The 15,311-nt window shown below is 50.3% G+C and carries 14 protein-coding genes; 6 read left to right on the forward strand and 8 right to left on the reverse strand.

Features of this window, described 5'->3' with window-relative positions; genetic code table 11:
- Position 1 precedes the first annotated feature (1 nt).
- The 3 genes from dusC to BZG14_RS00270 are packed head-to-tail and all read left to right on the forward strand — an operon-like array spanning position 2 to position 2,140.
- Positions 2-1,003: a tRNA dihydrouridine(16) synthase DusC gene (dusC, locus tag BZG14_RS00260; protein WP_241824594.1), complete on the forward strand. Its 1,002-nt coding sequence runs from the start codon at positions 2-4 to the stop codon at positions 1,001-1,003.
- Positions 991-1,629: a YecA family protein gene (locus tag BZG14_RS00265; RefSeq protein WP_077607655.1), complete on the forward strand. Its 639-nt coding sequence runs from the start codon at positions 991-993 to the stop codon at positions 1,627-1,629. The genes dusC and BZG14_RS00265 overlap by 13 nt, the downstream gene beginning before the upstream one ends.
- Positions 1,630-1,633: 4 nt before the next feature.
- Positions 1,634-2,140 (forward strand): (deoxy)nucleoside triphosphate pyrophosphohydrolase, encoded by a 507-nt coding sequence (locus tag BZG14_RS00270; RefSeq protein ID WP_077607656.1) that lies wholly within the window; start codon positions 1,634-1,636, stop codon positions 2,138-2,140.
- On the opposite strand, the gene dsbB is transcribed toward BZG14_RS00270, so the two are convergent.
- The gene (dsbB, locus tag BZG14_RS00275) at positions 2,106-2,645 is read right to left on the reverse strand and encodes a disulfide bond formation protein DsbB (protein WP_077607657.1); all 540 of its coding nucleotides are present in this window, start codon (positions 2,643-2,645) and stop codon (positions 2,106-2,108) included. The genes BZG14_RS00270 and dsbB overlap by 35 nt on opposite strands.
- 88 nt (positions 2,646-2,733) lie before the next feature.
- The gene (gene nhaB / locus BZG14_RS00280) at positions 2,734-4,314 is read right to left on the reverse strand and encodes a Na(+)/H(+) antiporter NhaB (RefSeq protein ID WP_077484904.1); all 1,581 of its coding nucleotides are present in this window, start codon (positions 4,312-4,314) and stop codon (positions 2,734-2,736) included.
- A gap of 405 nt (positions 4,315-4,719) precedes the next feature.
- Here nhaB and fadR point away from each other — a divergent pair, with 405 nt between their 5' ends.
- On the forward strand, positions 4,720-5,571 hold the full coding sequence (gene fadR, locus BZG14_RS00290; protein WP_077607659.1) for a fatty acid metabolism transcriptional regulator FadR: 852 nt from the start codon (positions 4,720-4,722) through the stop codon (positions 5,569-5,571).
- A gap of 78 nt (positions 5,572-5,649) precedes the next feature.
- Here fadR and BZG14_RS00295 read toward each other — a convergent pair whose 3' ends face one another.
- Genes BZG14_RS00295 through BZG14_RS00305 form a run of 3 tightly spaced genes read right to left on the reverse strand, consistent with a single transcriptional unit; the run spans position 5,650 to position 10,478 of the window.
- Positions 5,650-7,197, reverse strand: a complete 1,548-nt coding sequence (locus tag BZG14_RS00295) for a SpoVR family protein (protein ID WP_077599168.1) — start codon at positions 7,195-7,197, stop codon at positions 5,650-5,652.
- Between the two features lie 41 nt (positions 7,198-7,238).
- Entirely contained in the window at positions 7,239-8,510 is a 1,272-nt protein-coding gene (locus tag BZG14_RS00300) for a YeaH/YhbH family protein (RefSeq protein ID WP_069362029.1), read from the reverse strand.
- 33 nt (positions 8,511-8,543) lie between these two features.
- Positions 8,544-10,478: a PrkA family serine protein kinase gene (locus BZG14_RS00305; protein ID WP_069362028.1), complete on the reverse strand. Its 1,935-nt coding sequence runs from the start codon at positions 10,476-10,478 to the stop codon at positions 8,544-8,546.
- Between the two features lie 276 nt (positions 10,479-10,754).
- Here BZG14_RS00305 and BZG14_RS00310 point away from each other — a divergent pair, with 276 nt between their 5' ends.
- Positions 10,755-11,513: a MipA/OmpV family protein gene (locus BZG14_RS00310; protein ID WP_077607660.1), complete on the forward strand. Its 759-nt coding sequence runs from the start codon at positions 10,755-10,757 to the stop codon at positions 11,511-11,513.
- 55 nt (positions 11,514-11,568) lie between these two features.
- Here the strand turns inward: BZG14_RS00310 and BZG14_RS00315 are convergent, their stop codons facing one another.
- The 3 genes from BZG14_RS00315 to BZG14_RS00325 all read right to left on the reverse strand — a co-directional run bounded on the left by BZG14_RS00315 (position 11,569) and on the right by BZG14_RS00325 (position 14,815).
- Complete coding sequence (locus BZG14_RS00315; RefSeq protein WP_077607661.1) at positions 11,569-12,453, reverse strand: D-hexose-6-phosphate mutarotase; 885 nt, start codon at positions 12,451-12,453, stop codon at positions 11,569-11,571.
- 137 nt (positions 12,454-12,590) lie between these two features.
- Complete coding sequence (gene gap, locus BZG14_RS00320) at positions 12,591-13,586, reverse strand: type I glyceraldehyde-3-phosphate dehydrogenase (protein ID WP_077456280.1); 996 nt, start codon at positions 13,584-13,586, stop codon at positions 12,591-12,593.
- Between the two features lie 365 nt (positions 13,587-13,951).
- Complete coding sequence (locus tag BZG14_RS00325; RefSeq protein ID WP_077599171.1) at positions 13,952-14,815, reverse strand: DUF2989 domain-containing protein; 864 nt, start codon at positions 14,813-14,815, stop codon at positions 13,952-13,954.
- 153 nt (positions 14,816-14,968) lie between these two features.
- On the opposite strand from BZG14_RS00325, the gene BZG14_RS00330 reads away from it, so the two are divergent.
- The gene (locus BZG14_RS00330; protein ID WP_077484771.1) at positions 14,969-15,265 is read left to right on the forward strand and encodes a YeaC family protein; all 297 of its coding nucleotides are present in this window, start codon (positions 14,969-14,971) and stop codon (positions 15,263-15,265) included.
- Positions 15,266-15,311: the final 46 nt, after the last annotated feature.

Here is a 15,311-nt window from a genome sequence, read left to right on the forward strand (position 1 = left end):
CATGAGTCAAATACATCAATCACCACCAGGTATCGTCTTGGGCCCGATGGAAGGGGTACTCGACCCCTTGATGCGCAAGTTGCTCACCGAGATTAATCACTACAGTCTCTGTGTCACCGAGTTTGTGCGCGTGGTCGACCAACGCTTGCCGGAAAAAGTCTTTTATCGCTTTTGTCCGGAGTTAGCGCAAGGGGGCTTCACCACCGCGGGAACCCCGGTTCGCGTACAGCTATTGGGCCAAAATCCACATGCAATGGCGGGTAACGCGGTGCGTGCGATCGAACTGGGCTCGCAAGGGATTGATATTAATTTTGGCTGCCCATCGAAAACCGTCAATGGCAACCGTGGTGGGGCAGCGCTACTTAAAACCCCAGAGCATATGTTTGATGTGGTCAAAGCAGTGAGAGAGGCGGTTGATCCGGCTCATACGGTGAGCGCCAAAATGCGTCTTGGCTTTAATGATCTTGATGATTACTTGCTCATTGCCGAAGCGGTGGCCGACGCAGGGGCGGATGAGCTGGTGGTACATGGGCGCACCAAGCGCGATGGCTACAAAGCGGGCACTATTCGTTGGGATTTAATTGCTGACATTAATCAACACCTGCCCATCCCCGTCACGGCCAATGGGGATATTTGGCACCGTGAGGACGCGCTGCGCTGCCAAGCCCTCACCGGCTGCAACACCTTAATGGTGTGTCGTGGGGCGTTAAATATGCCTAATCTCGGTCAGCATATCCGTGATAACGTCGCGCCCATGCCTTGGCCTGCCGTGCTCGCATTGCTGATTCGCTATACCGAGCAAGAACGCCAAGGTGATAATGCGCAGTATTTCCCCAACCGCATCAAGCAATGGTTTAAGTATTTGCGCCAATATTACCCCCAGGCAGATGCCTGCTTTAAGGTGATTCGCGTTCTTAATCGCGCGGATGAGATAGTCCGTGCACTCGATAACGCACGTCAACAAACAGAATTCATGACACAGGAAAGTTTATGTCAACACTAGTCACACTCTCTGAACACTGGGAGGGGATGCCCGCCAGTTTTATTGAAGGTGCCCTCCTGGCCGCGAATATATGTCCGGCTCCTTTAGATCCTGATACCTGGCTGTCGGTGCTAGTGACTGCAGGGGTTGAAGAAGACGAGGAGGCAGTTAGCCTCAATCAAGACGATAAGCAGGCGGTACTGGCGCACCTTGAGCAGCAATATCACGCCCTAATGCGTAATGATTATGTATTGCCGGATAGCTTAATGTTGTCGATGCGCGGTGAGCACGCCCAAGCTTTCGCCGAGGGTTTTTTAGCGGTGTGGCCCTATGTTGAGCCGCACTGGCACGAGGTGACGCTCAATGATGGCAGTCGCCGGATGCTATCCGCCTTAGTCACCAGCATGCTGCTGCTGCACGATGAAGCAGGCACGTTAGCACAGATGAAAGAGGTCGGCATTGATGTTGAGCCGGGCCAATATATGGAACAACTGGACTTAATGATCCAAGAAGTGGCGAAAGCGGCGGATGAAGCGCAACAAGGCACGCATGGTGCGCACCAGGTCAATCCATTTAAGTCGATAGGCCGCAACGATCCTTGCCCATGTGGCAGTGGTGCCAAGTTCAAAAAATGCTGTGGGCGTTAATCAGATGAAGTCGTCAAAACAATCCTCTCCGATACGTGTTGTCGCCGGCGTAGCGACCCAAGATCACCAAGTGTTGGTGGCACAACGCCAACCGGATACGCAGTTTATTAGCTGGTGGGAATTTCCGGGTGGCAAAGTCGAGCAAGGCGAGACTGACCAGCAGGCACTCAAGCGGGAGTGGCGTGAAGAATTTGGGGTGGATATCCATGTTGGGGCACCGATTGTAGAAACCGAGTTCGATTACGGCGACAAGGTGATCTTATTGCGCAGTTTTTGGTGTGACATCCTTGATGGACCGCCCATGCTACATCACCATCAGGCCATCTATTGGAGTGAGCCTCGTCGCCTCGATGCTGGGGTTTTTAGTGGCGCAGATCGTCCCTTAATCAAGGTGCTTTGTGAGCGGTTCAACCGCGTAGCAAGGAGCGAAAGCGCCGATAAAGCCGACGCTATCTTGCACGATCCGTCACCCGCAATTATGAAAAAATGCGGCGTGGGGGGCGGCCAATAAACTGGGCGATCACCACTAACACCCAGACAAACAACATCGCGGAAAATATTCCCACGAGCCATTGAGGCATCGACCAGCCTAGCCACTGCCACACCACCTTGCTGCAATCACCGTAGGCTTCAAAGACGGAGGGCAGCCATTGGTTGAGTGGTGCCCAAGCAGGGAAGTTCACCGTCACATCGCAGGTGGCACCGAACAATTGGTTCGGGTCAGAAAATTGATAACTCACGTGCTCTACCGAGAGCTTTAGCGCCCACCCGACTGTGGCACCATAGCCAAGCAAGCTAAGTGTGCGCCAAAAAGGGTCGTTAGGCGCGATTAAACCCAACAAGGCAGCCACGCCAATCCCCAATAGGGCAACGCGTTCATAAATACACATTACACAAGGTGCCAGCCCTTGATAGTGTTGAAAGTAAAGCGCGGTGGCTTCCAGCCCCACAACACATAGAAGCAACAGCAGCCAGGACGCTCGGCTGCGAGAAAACTGGTTTAAGGCGCGCCACATAACTCACTCCTGATAAAAAACAAGGCCCTATATTGAGAGCCCTGCTATTCAATCGTTTGTTGAGACTAAGGTCAATGATAGAAGTGCGTTAGTGAGCGCTCGGTATGGCTTGCTGAGTCATATGGATGGTTTCGGAAATCCAACCTTGGTGTAGCATCCACTCGGTAGCGGGCACCAAGAAAAACTCAATGCCAATCACCCCCAATACCCCCATGACGATGGTATAAGGCAACGCCATATATACCATACGCCCGTAAGAAAGGCGCAGCAGCGGCGCGAGTGTGGAGGTGAGCAAGAATAAGAAAGCCGCTTGGCCATTGGGCGTGGCGACCGAGGGTAAGTTGGTGCCTGTGTTAATCGCAACCGCTAACATATCGAACTGCTCGCGGCCAATCACGCCATTGAGCAGGGCGGTTTTCACCTCGTTGATATACACGGTGCCGACAAACACGTTGTCTGACACCATGGAAAGCAGACCATTGGCGATATAAAACATGGTCAGTTGCAGGTGACCTTCCAGCGACAACACCATGTCGATGACAGGTGCAAACAGGTGTTGGTCGATGATCACTGCCACCACAGAGAAAAAGACCGCCAATAGCGCAGTAAACGGTAGCGCTTCCTCAAAGGCTTTGCCGATATGGTGTTCATCAACAACGCCCGTAAACGCGGTGGCAAGGATAATAATACTTAGGCCAATTAAACCGACCGCGGCCAAATGGAAAGCCAATGCGGTGATTAGCCACACCGCAATCAGCGCTTGCACCACCAACTTGGCGATGTCTTGAGGCGTGCGTTTTGCTCGCTGTGCGTTATCGTACTCTACCAATATTTTTAATACATTTTGCGGCAGGTGTGCGCCATAACCGAACCAAGCAAACTTCTCGACCAGCGCACAGGTTAGCAAGCCAGCAAAGAAAACCGGCAGCGTGACCGGTGCCATACGTAAAATAAACTCACCAAAATGCCAACCAGCTTGGTCGGCAATGATCAGGTTTTGCGGCTCGCCGACCATGGTCATCACCCCGCCCAATGCGGTACCCACGCCAGCATGCATCAATAGGCTGCGCAAAAACGCTCGATAATTTTCCAAATCGTTGCGGCTAAGCTCGTCGCTTAAGCTTTCATCTGAGGTATGATCATGGTTAGCGCCGAACTCTTTCCCGGACGCCACGCGGTGGTAAATGGCGTAAAAACCGACGGCAACACTGATCACCACGGCAATCACGGTTAAGGCATCCAAAAAGGCAGAGAGCGCCGCCGCCGCGCCACAAAAGGCCAACGACAAGGCTATCTTGGATCGGATGCCCAACAGGATTTTGGTGAAAATAAACAGCAATAGCTGTTTCATAAAATAGATCCCCGCCACCATAAAGACGAGGAGCAACAGGACTTCAACGTTGGCCACTAATTCGTGTTTGACTTGCGCGGGGCTGGTCATGCCAATGGCGACCGCTTCAATCGCCAATAAGCCACCGGGTTGCAGTGGGTAGCATTTCAAGGCCATCGCGAGGGTGAAAATAAACTCGACCACCAAGAGCCAACCAGCGATAAAAGGGTCGATCGCGAAAACAATTGGGTTGAGAATTAAAAAGCCAACAATGGTTAATTTGTACCAATCGGGTGCTTTGCCGAGAAAGTTCTTAAGAAACGCAGTTCTGAGTGTCATGGTCTTCGCCATAGTGAAAGTCTCATTGTTATCTATGCCTACCTAGCGCGCGGATGGGCGAGTCTCGTGCACCAACACAAACGCGCCATCGGCGAACGGCTGCATGGACACAGTATGAGGGTGACAGATATCAGTGACCAAGGCTCATCGGGACGCATGGTTCACAATGCGTGGATGGATAGCCTTGGCACGAATAAGTGTGCGCTAGCTTGCCTCAGACATATTTTGTTACATCTTGTATGGGTTAGTTTTGCGATTTATGCCCAGTTTTTCATTGATCTGGTACAAAAAGATAGCAGATGTCACGCGATATCCGGTGATCTCACTCAGCGGTTTCTGCTGATGGCGTCTGGTGGTATGATGAGTTATTAATCAGAGCAAGAAGCAAATTGGAATTTAGATTCAATGGTTATAAAGGCGGATAGCCCAGCAACATTTGCTGAAAAATATATAATTGAAAGTATTTGGAATAATCACTTTCCTAAAGGCTCCATTTTACCTGCAGAGCGTGAACTGTCTGAACTGAYTGGGGTCACTCGCACCACCTTACGTGAAGTGTTGCAACGCTTGGCGCGTGATGGCTGGTTAACCATTCAACATGGCAAACCCACACGCGTGAACGATTATATGCGTACGTCGGGGCTGAGTATTCTTGATACCCTGGTCACCCTAGAGGGGCAAGATGTGCATGGCGTACTTGAGGACTTACTCGCGGCGCGCACCGACATCAGTGGCGTGTACATGCGCTATGCGGCAAAAAACCGTGCTGATGATTGCTTAAACCTGATTGACCATGTGATTAAACGCTGTGAGCAAGTGCTTGAGTGCGAACGCTTTGAGCAGTTTTTGGGGCTCATCGATGAACAAGATGAAGTTTTAAAAGACGTTAAAAAGATCCAGGACAAATACGGTAAGCAAGATCCCGCCTTGTGTGAGCGCATATGTATGGGGCGCGCGTTTAATCACTTTGACTATCGTTTGTTCCAAGGCATGGCGCACTTTTCTGGCAACAAGGTGTATGTGTTAACCATTAATGGCATGCGTCAGATTTATTCGCGTGTGGGCGGATATTACTTTATGGATCGCCGTGCCTGTGAGAACGCATTGAGTTTCTACAGTGATTTACGGGAGATGGTGGCCAATAACCAGCACCCCATGATTGGCGATAGGGTCAAGCAATACGGACGTGAGTGYGGTGGCTTATGGTTTAGTAACCGTGAAACGATCGCGGCACATATGGCAGAAGAAGAAGCCTAACGCGTTCTGATACTTAAAACGTGAAAAGCCGCTTTGAACAGGGTTCATCGCGGCTTTTGGTTAGGGGAGCCATGTGTTTTAGTGGCTGCCCATTAACATATCAGGGTCAAACTGCGGCCGCTTGGGGCAGCTACTCAGTATCTTTCCTCGCCCTTCACTGGTTTCCTCTTCGAGGATCACTTCAAATCCCCACAATCGATGCACGTGCTTCAACACCTCTTCATAAGATTTAGCGAGCGGGATCCGGTTATGAGGGACATAGCGAAGTGTGAGTGAACGGTTGCCACGCAAATCGACATCGAACACTTGAATATTCGGTTCACGATTACTGAGGTTGTATTGCGCGGAGAGATCTTCGCGTAACTGGCGGTATCCTTGTTCATTGTGAATGCTAGTCACTTCAATATAACTTTGCCGATCGTCGTCATTGACGGCGAAAAACTTCATATCCCGCATCACTTTGGGCGATAGAAACTGGCTGATGAAACTTTCATCTTTAAAGTTTGCCATCGCAAAGTGTACGGTTTCGAGCCAGTCTTTTCCGGCGATATCAGGGAACCAGTACTCATCCTCCTCCGTGGGATTTTCGCAAATGCGACGAATATCTTGGAACATGGCAAACCCGAGTGCGTAAGGGTTAATGCCGGAATAGAACTGGCTGTTGTATGGTGGTTGTGCCACCACATTGGTGTGGCTATGTAAAAACTCCATAATGAAGCTATCCGTCACCAAGCCCTCGTCATACAGGTGATTGAGGATGGTGTAGTGCCAGAACGTCGCCCAGCCTTCATTCATCACCTGGGTTTGCTTCTGCGGGTAAAAATACTGGCTGACCTTACGCACTATCCGCACGATTTCTCGCTGCCATGGCTCAAGCAGCGGAGAGTGTTTTTCAAAAAAATACAACAGGTTCTCTTGTGGCTCGGTCGGGAAGCGGCGCTTTTCTTCTTCTTGCTCTTTTTTACCGCCCGGAATGGTACGCCACAGCTCATTGACCTGTGTTTGCAAGTAATCTTCTCGTGCCTTTTGACGCGCTTTTTCTTCGGCAAGAGAGATTTTTTGCGGCCGCTTGTAGCGATCGACCCCATAGTTCATCAACGCATGGCAGGAGTCGATAAGGTTTTCTACTTCCGCGAGGCCGTACTTTTCTTCACATTCACTGATGTAATGTTTAGCAAACAGCAGGTAATCAATAATGGAGCCTGCATCTGTCCAGGTTTGAAACAGGTAATTGCCTTTAAAAAAGGAATTGTGGCCATAACAGGCGTGTGCCATCACCAGCGCTTGCATGGTGATGGTGTTTTCTTCCATCAAATAAGAAATACACGGATTGGAGTTAATCACTATCTCATAAGCGAGCCCCATGTAGCCGTGTTTATAGTTGCGTTCGGTCTCGATAAACTTTTTACCAAACGACCAATGATTGTAATTGATGGGCATCCCGACGCTTGAGTAAGCATCCATCATTTGCTCGGCGGCAATGATTTCGATTTGGTTTGGATAAGTATCCAGTTTGTAGTGTTCAGCGACTCGTTTGATTTCCTTGTGATACTGCTCGAGCAGGTCAAAGGTCCAATCGGGTCCATCATGAAGTGGAGTGTTACGTTTACCTTTGGTGGCAGCCATACCATGTCTCCCTGATAAAATGCGTCTATGCCGGTATGGCGTCAGGCTTCGACCTGACGCTTGAACAGTTCGCGGAACACGGGGAAAATTTCCTCCGCTGAGCGAATATTCTGCATTGCAAAGTTGTCATGGCTTTGCGCCAACGCCTCATATTCTCGCCACAGTGTTTGATGCGCGCGGCGGGTAATCTCGATATAGGCGTAATAACGGCTGACCGGCAACAGGGTATTTTGCAATAGTTCTCGGCAGCCGGGTGAGTCATCGGCCCAGTTATCGCCATCCGAGGCTTGGGCCGCATAGACGTTCCATTCTGCCGGGTCGTACCTATCTTTGATGATTTCATCCATCAGCCGCAGGGCACTGGATACAATGGTGCCGCCTGTTTCTTGTGAGTAGAAGAACTCATGTTCATCCACTTCCTTCGCTTGCGTGTGGTGGCGAATAAAGACCACCTCCACGTTTTTGTAGGTGCGCGTCAGGAAAAGATACAGCAGGATATAAAACCGCTTGGCGATATCCTTGGTCGCTTGATCCATCGAGCCGGACACATCCATTAAGCAAAACATCACGGCTTGGCTACTGGGCTGTGGCCGCTTTTCGTAATTTTTATACCGTAAGTCAAAGGTATCGATGAACGGCACCGCGGCGATTTTGCGTTTCAATACCGAGATTTCTTCTTCGAGTCGTTTCACCTCAAGCGGTTGTGCTGGCTCGGCCTCGCGCACGCGCTCCAGCGCCTCTTCAAGCTCTGCCAGCTCTCGGCGTTTGCCGGCTGACATTGCTGTGCGTCGTGCCAGTGAGTTTTGCAGTGAACGTACAATAGCAATGTTCGAGGGCACCCCATTCGAGGTATATCCCGCGCGATGCGTTTTGTACTCCACCATTTTATTCATTTGGTTTTTCTTCAGGTTCGGAAGCTCAAGATCCTCGAACAAGAGATCCAAATACTCGTCTTTTGATATTTGAAAGACGAATTCATCTTGGCCTTCGCCATCAGGGCTGGCTTGTCCTTCTCCGGCTCCGCCGCCTTCGCCACCGGGGGGACGAGCAATACGATCCCCTGGGCTAAATTGGTCGTTACCTGGGTGGACAGCATCACGCTGTCCCCCTTTGCCTTGGTGGAACGTCGGTTCACGAATGTCACGAGAAGGAATAGAAATATCCTCTCCACTCTCGACATCCGTAATCGAGCGGTTGTTGACGGCGTCAGCAATGGACTCTTTAATTTGCCGCTTGTGTCGGCGTAAAAAGCGTTGTCGATTGACAGTGCTTTTATTTTTGCCATTGAGACGACGATCAATAAAATGCGCCATATCTCTCTCCCGTCATCTGCGTCAGCCCGTGGGCTACGATGATTTACGCACGCGCAAATACCACTCTGCGAGCAAGCGAACTTGCTTGCGGGTATAGCCTTTTTCCATCATACGAGCGACAAAGTCGTCGTGTTTCTTCTGCTCTTCGCTCGAGGTTTTGGTATTGAAGGAAATCACTGGAAGCAAATCTTCGGTGTTAGAGAACATCTTCTTCTCAATGACGGTTTTCAGTTTCTCATAGCTGGTCCATGCCGGATTTTTACCCTCATTATTGGCGCGTGCACGGAGGACAAAGTTGACGATTTCGTTGCGGAAATCTTTCGGGTTACTGATGCCCGCCGGTTTCTCGATTTTTTCCAATTCAGCATTGAGTGCTGAGCGGTCAAACAACTGGCCAGTATCTGGGTCGCGAAACTCTTGGTCTTGAATCCAGAAATCAGCGTAGGTGACATAGCGGTCAAAAATATTTTGCCCGTATTCTGAGTAGGACTCGAGATACGCGGTTTGAATTTCTTTGCCGATAAACTCGATATATTTAGGGATCAAGTAGCCTTTTAGGTGCTCAAGGTAGCGCTCCGCCATCTCTTGCGGGAACTGCTCTCGCTCAATCTGTTGCTCTAACACGTAGAACAGATGCACCGGGTTTGCGGCGACTTCGGCGTGGTCAAAGTTAAAGACGCGCGACAAGATCTTGAACGCGAAACGGGTCGATAGCCCATCCATGCCTTCATCAACACCGGCAAAATCACGGTACTCTTGGTAGGACTTGGCTTTAGGATCCGTATCTTTCAAGGTTTCACCATCATACACGCGCATTTTTGAATAAATGCTCGAGTTTTCAGGATCTTTCAGCCGTGAAAGCACAGAGAAGCGCGCTAAGATATCTAAGGTGCTGGGGGAGCAAGGCGCATGGCGTAGCTCACTAGAAGACAGCAGCTTGTTGTAGATTCGAATTTCGTCTGACACCCGCAAGCAATAGGGCACCTTGACGATATAGACACGGTCAAGGAAAGCCTCGTTGTTTTTGTTGTTGCGGAACGATTGCCACTCAGATTCGTTGGAGTGCGCGAGAATGATGCCGTCAAACGGCAGTGCTGACAGGCCCTCGGTGCCGTTGTAGTTACCTTCTTGGGTCGCGGTCAACAGTGGGTGGAGCACCTTAATCGGGGCCTTAAACATCTCCACAAACTCCATCATCCCTTGGTTAGCGCGACACAGCGCACCGGAGTAGGAGTAGGCATCGGGGTCATCTTGTGAATAGTGTTCGAGCTGACGGATGTCAACTTTACCCACCAAGGACGAGATATCTTGGTTGTTCTCATCCCCAGGCTCGGTTTTTGCCACCCCGACTTGGTTAAGAATCGATGGGCGCAGTTTCACCACTTTAAACTGGCTAATATCGCCACCAAACTCTTTCAACCGTTTCGCCGCCCAAGGTGACATAATATGGCGAATATAACGGTGGGGAATATCATACTCTTTCTCGAGTAAATGGCCGTCTTCTTCGGCATCAAACAGACAAAATGGGTGATCGTTCACGGGACTACGTTCGCCGTTCGCCGTCAGAACGTAGATAGGCATTTGCTGCATCAAGCTCTTTAGCTTCTCGGCCAAGGATGATTTACCCCCGCCGACAGGCCCGAGTAAATAGAGAATTTGTTTTCGCTCTTCCAAGCCTTGGGCGGCGTGCTTGAGGTAAGAGACGATTTGCTCAATCGAGTCTTCCATGCCATAAAAGTCTTCAAAGGTTTTATAGCGGGAAATTACTCGGTTGGAGAAGATACGGCTGAGTCGCGGATCAAGCGAGGTATCAATTTTTTCTGGCTCGCCAATCGCCATCAGCAAACGCTCTGCCGCATTGGCATACGCGCCGCGATCCTCTCGGCAAAGATCCAAGAATGCTTGAAGGCTCATTTCCTCGTCTTTCGCTTCTTCGTAACGCTGACGATAGTGATCGAAAATAGTCATGGTCCTGCCCCCTAAATCGTCTAATAACTCAAAAAGAAAAGGTGCAAAATTGGCTGAATGATCCCTTTCCTTTCAATAAGGTTAGACCTGATTTGCCGATTTTGCGTGAAAGAATTGTTTGTTTTTTCGATAATTTTTGTTGCCGGATCCGTACGCTTTTCTTGTCAAGATATTGACAGCTGGCGTTCAAACGAGTGAGGTATGATAACGGTGATATTTTTATCCGTTAGGGCGACTAGGTGGACGTTTGCCAGCCGTCAAACAAGAAGGGAATAGATGATGAACATAGCGAGACAAACGGCTTGGGTCGCTTGCGCCCTGATGCTAACCGCCAGCAGTGCTTACGCTGAGACGCGTGTCTCTGCTGGCGTAATAGGCGCATTTTCACCTCAGGTCTATAAAGACACGGATACCGATCCACTGGTCGTGCCGACGGTCAATGTTGAGACTGACCATTTTTATTTTCGTGGCCTGACGGCGGGCGCGCGACTGGCACCGAAAGGATCGACCCATAACCTTGTTTTATCTGCCACTTATGATCCACGTCGCTTTGATCCCGCAGACACTGATGACCCACAACTCAGTCAACTTGATAAACGTGATACATCCATCGTTGCTGCACTGGCTTACCAGTACCATTCTCCGATAGGGCGTTTTCAGGTGCTAGCTGGGGAAGGCGTGACCCATGATAGGGACGGGGTGTATGGCGAGGCTAGCTGGAAATACGCGTTCAACCATCCTCGCTGGGGCGTGTCACCGGAAGTGGGTTACGCCTATAACAGCCATGAGCTAAACCGGCACCTCTACGGGATCAGCGATAGCGAAGCGGCGCGTTCCGGTTTATCGGCGTATGAGCCAGGGTCTGCGGGTCATTACTTTGTTGGTGCCAGTGGCTATTTCATGCTGACCGAGCGCATCCAACTGCTTGGTGGCGTGCGCTATACCAATCTCGATGATGAAATAGCGAACAGCCCAATGGTGGATCAATCGACTGCCGCCTCGGGCTACTTAGGGGTTAACTACATTTTTATGTAGCCTTGTTAGTCATTAAAACAGGCCGCTTGGGTGTAAGGCGGCCTGTTACGCCCGTCTAGCTTGAGTGGCGCTCATCCATTAATTGGGTTGCTAACGTGTAGCTTTGACCTGGATGGACAACTTGTGTGGGTTGTTCAATCGCCGCTTCGACACAGACAAACTTGAGGTACCCGTTATCGTCCATATCCGCCATCTGAATGGACGCCGCCTGACCCGGGTTCCAGATAACAGCGCTGCTTGCACCTTGATTGTTGACTTTGAGACGACGGTTTCCCATCGGGTCGGTGACAGTGAGGGTGTTGTCAGCCCCCGTATAAATCCTATCAACCGGCTCCTCGAAGGTCACTTTGCCCGTCGCTGGCACGGCCTTGCCTGCCGCAAAGTTATCAAGATACTGACAACCCAGCCCTTCCACGTTCGCTTGCTCGCTATCTTCTACTGCAAGATAGCTGTGCAAGGCGCCACCCATGGCCCAAGGGTGTTGATCTGTATTGGTCACCGTTAAGGCAATGTCGGCGTGATGGGTGAGCGTAAAGGTCACCGTTGCATGAAAACAATGTGGCCAYAGTGCTCGCGAGGCGTCTGAGTCGGATAACTGCAGTTGAATAGTGACGCCTTTAGGGTTTTCTTCAATGTTCGCTAACTGCCACATTTGACGGCGAGCAAAGCCATGAGAAGGTTGCCCAGTGTGACCAAACCATGGCCAGCAAATAGGGACGCCGCCTCGTAATGGGGTGTTGGCATCGTAGATAGCGTTATCACTCATCCAAGTCAGTGACTTTTCACCCGCAGGGGCAAAGGTGATGAGGTGTCCGCCGAATAGGCTAATAGTGGCTGAACACGCAGGGTGAGTAACACGAAGAATCGGAACGGATTGGCGATAGCAGAGATCGACAGATGCAGAAAGTTGACGTTCAACATGCAGGGTGGGAGAAGTCATAGCCTGATCCTCTTGGGTAAGTGTTCCTTAATCAGTTATCGAAGACACGTTCACAGACAGCGTGGTCGCGAGTCATGGGCCTGATAAACAAAAGGCGGCCAATGGCCGCCTTTACGTTGAATAGGGTTACATGCGCATTATTTAGCGATGTGTGCAACCAGATCCAATACTTTGTTTGAGTAGCCGATTTCGTTGTCGTACCAAGAAACTACTTTCACGAAGTTGTCAGTCAGTGCGATACCTGCTTTAGCATCGAATACAGACGTTTGTACTTCGCCGATGAAGTCTTGAGAAACCACGGCATCTTCGGTGTAACCTAGAACACCTTTCAGCTCACCTTCAGACGCTTCTTTCATCGCTGCACAGATTTGGTCGTAAGACGCTGCTTTGTCAAGGTTTACAGTCAGGTCAACAACAGAAACGTTGGCAGTTGGTACGCGGAACGCCATACCAGTCAGTTTGCCGTCTAGTACTGGCAATACTTTACCAACCGCTTTTGCAGCACCGGTTGAAGATGGGATGATGTTTTGAGACGCACCACGGCCACCGCGCCAGTCTTTCGCAGACGGAGCATCAACGGTTTTTTGCGTTGCAGTGGTGGCGTGAACGGTGGTCATCAGGCCAGATACGATACCGAACTTGTCGTTCAGTACTTTCGCGATTGGCGCTAGGCAGTTAGTCGTGCAAGACGCGTTAGAAACGATGTCTTGACCCGCGTAATCGCTGTGGTTAACACCCATAACGAACATTGGCGTCGCATCTTTAGATGGGCCGGTTAGAACCACTTTCTTCGCACCCGCTTGGATGTGTTGACGCGCGGTTTCGTCAGTGAGGAAGATACCGGTTGCTTCAGCAACAACGTCAACACCCACTTCATCCCACTTAAGGTCTGCTGGGTTGCGCTCTGCAGTGACGCGTACGGTTTTACCGTTAACGATAAGGTTACCACCTTCCACTTCAACTGTGCCGTTGAAGCGACCGTGGGTTGAATCGTACTTCAGCATGTAAGCCATGTACTCAACGTCGATAAGATCGTTGATTGCTACCACGTCGATGTCGTTACGCTCGACAGATGCACGGAATACGAAACGGCCGATACGGCCAAAACCGTTAATACCTACTTTGATAGTCATTATGTTGCTCCACAACTTAATTTCTAGTGAGATGAAACTGGTAGTAAAATTACAGAATAGGACCCCGCCATGCAAGGGTAATCGCAGCCAAAATTGTTTAAAGTCAAAAAAAAGTACGGATTTTTTTTACATCGCCTAAACATTTGACCCCTTGCCGCCATGTCTGTATGCGCTTTAACCGCGTGCGATTAATGCGACGGCTGCAGACACGGAGCGACCGCTGGTAATTGTTAGCGTAGAAGCAGAACCGCGATCGTGAAAGTTAAAGTGGTATGACAAGCGAGACGGTGGAACGGCAGGAAGTCCGTCTCCGCACCGCGCACCAGTGAGGGTGATGCGCAGGCGTTATACTAAATTAGGCTGTGCTATGAGGCGTGGTTCCCTTTATCAAGTGGCTGCAACAGGGTCGCCTCAAACTCACCATCTTCAATCGCGGCGGCAATCTCAAACGCAAGGGTTTGTAGGTTTTTTTGTTGTGCGTCGGTCAATGGGTAAAGTCGCGATAGGCGATCACCGCGCGCAATCGGCAGATTGTAACTTTCCCCCACTTTTGCCCATAAATAAGCATGTTCAAAGCGTTTTAGCGCATGATTGGTGGTCGCCAGTGACTTAATGGCTTCTGGGATCACCGCTTTGCGAACGGTCTCATTGTCACCATCATACAGTTCTAACGCATGGCGCAGGATCTCTACTGTTTTCGCTTTATTGCGCGACACATAATAGGTGGCAAGCCCCAGCTGTAATTGTGGCGTTTCGAGATGGCGTGTTCCCTCTAGCTTTAAAAACTGCGGTAACGCGCTGTTGTCGCCTTGAGACCAGCGATAGTAAATCACGGGTGGCTGGTAAGAGTCTTTCAGTTCGCCCTCTAGCCGTTCAATCGCGTCGTAAGCATGATACACCGCTTCGGTGCGCTTGGTTTTGCGCTGTTTTAAGGTGGTGGGCTCTATTTCGGCAACCAGCTCCATGCAGCGAAGGTAGACTTTGGTTTGTTTTAGCTCGGCAAGCTTATTCAAATCACTGGGGTTTTGATAGACAGATAAGCGATCAAAAATCAGATCAGAGCGCTCAAATCGGCATTGTCCATCACCGGTGTTTAATCCTGCGCATAGCTCTGGGTGGGTTTCACAGACTTGATTCGTGGTGGGCTCGCCTTCACAGCCAGTGAGAAGCAGTACACTCGCAATTAGCCCCAAGGGGTAAAAACAACGTATGAGTAATCGTAAATCCATGGTTTAGCGTATCCTGAGTCAATTGCGATGAGTATACGTGATCTTTTAGTGTAGTTGATGGTCTAAAGCGTGATAAAGCGCACTGAACCAAGCATGCCGTCTACCCACCCAGTTCAGGCATAATAGCCTAATGAGGATCGCCAAGAGGTAATCATGGATATTGAACAAGTCTTAAAAGCAATGACGCCTGAAGTGTATGATCGGTTGTGTTATGCCGTGGAGACGGGCAAATGGCCGGACGGCACCAGCTTGAACCAAGCGCAACGCGACCAAGCCTTGCAAGCCGTGATGTTGTATCAATCACGTCATAACAGCCAGCCCCAGCACATGACCGTTGCAAAAGGGGGCAATGTGACCTGGAAATCGAAAGCGGAACTAAAACGTGAGTTTGCCCGTCCAGATGAAGCCCGGATTGAGGTGGCGACTCAGGACAGCAATACTAAACATTAGCGCGCACAGCTCAGCGATCACGGCGATGGCCGCGTCTATCATTGAA

Origin of the sequence: Salinivibrio sp. IB282, assembly GCF_001995685.1 — a bacterium.
Taxonomy (GTDB): domain Bacteria; phylum Pseudomonadota; class Gammaproteobacteria; order Enterobacterales; family Vibrionaceae; genus Salinivibrio; species Salinivibrio kushneri.

What these genes read in the sequence shown, in the direction of transcription:
- dusC (WP_241824594.1), top strand. Translation starts at nt 2, where the DNA reads ATGAGTCAAATACATCAATCACCACCAGGTATCGTCTTGGGCCCGATG.
- BZG14_RS00265 (WP_077607655.1), top strand. Translation starts at nt 991, where the DNA reads ATGTCAACACTAGTCACACTCTCTGAACACTGGGAGGGGATGCCCGCC.
- BZG14_RS00270 (WP_077607656.1), top strand. Translation starts at nt 1,634, where the DNA reads ATGAAGTCGTCAAAACAATCCTCTCCGATACGTGTTGTCGCCGGCGTA.
- dsbB (WP_077607657.1), bottom strand. Translation starts at nt 2,645, where the DNA reads ATGTGGCGCGCCTTAAACCAGTTTTCTCGCAGCCGAGCGTCCTGGCTG.
- nhaB (WP_077484904.1), bottom strand. Translation starts at nt 4,314, where the DNA reads ATGACACTCAGAACTGCGTTTCTTAAGAACTTTCTCGGCAAAGCACCC.
- BZG14_RS00295 (WP_077599168.1), bottom strand. Translation starts at nt 7,197, where the DNA reads ATGGCTGCCACCAAAGGTAAACGTAACACTCCACTTCATGATGGACCC.
- BZG14_RS00300 (WP_069362029.1), bottom strand. Translation starts at nt 8,510, where the DNA reads ATGGCGCATTTTATTGATCGTCGTCTCAATGGCAAAAATAAAAGCACT.
- BZG14_RS00305 (WP_069362028.1), bottom strand. Translation starts at nt 10,478, where the DNA reads ATGACTATTTTCGATCACTATCGTCAGCGTTACGAAGAAGCGAAAGAC.
- BZG14_RS00310 (WP_077607660.1), top strand. Translation starts at nt 10,755, where the DNA reads ATGATGAACATAGCGAGACAAACGGCTTGGGTCGCTTGCGCCCTGATG.
- gap (WP_077456280.1), bottom strand. Translation starts at nt 13,586, where the DNA reads ATGACTATCAAAGTAGGTATTAACGGTTTTGGCCGTATCGGCCGTTTC.
- BZG14_RS00325 (WP_077599171.1), bottom strand. Translation starts at nt 14,815, where the DNA reads ATGGATTTACGATTACTCATACGTTGTTTTTACCCCTTGGGGCTAATT.
- BZG14_RS00330 (WP_077484771.1), top strand. Translation starts at nt 14,969, where the DNA reads ATGGATATTGAACAAGTCTTAAAAGCAATGACGCCTGAAGTGTATGAT.